The sequence below is a fragment of the Tamlana crocina genome (assembly GCF_012037625.1).
In genome coordinates, this window is sequence record NZ_JAAVJS010000389.1 from 1 (window position 1) to 392 (window position 392).

Below are 392 nucleotides of genomic sequence, written 5' to 3' on the forward strand. Positions count from 1 at the left end.
GAACTGGTTTAGCCTCTCTTTACAACTTAACCGCTTCCCCATTAAAAAGGCAAAAAATGTCCTGGAGGAGATAAAGAATATTCCGGAAGCGGAGTATTCGGGTCATGTGGAGCAGAAGAAACAGGAGATCGTTACCTACCATCTTAAAAACAACAATTTTTACCGCAATTTCTTCGGAAGCAAAAAATATACCTCCTGGGAAGAGGTGCCTGTAATGCAGAAAGCAGACCTGCAACGGCCATTAGAACAAAGGTTCAGCAAAGGATTTGATTCCAAAAACAGCTACGTCGGAAAAACTTCCGGCAGCAGCGGCCATCCCTTTATTTTCGCTAAAGATCGTTTTTGCCATGCGCTTTCCTGGGCCGAGTTCAATGACCGCTACCAGTGGTACG

At 44.9% G+C, this 392-nt stretch carries 1 pseudogene; it reads left to right on the forward strand.

Going from position 1 to position 392, the window contains the following annotated elements:
- Nucleotides 1-392 (forward strand): annotated as a pseudogene (locus HC176_RS17260) (phenylacetate--CoA ligase family protein); the annotation flags it as partial.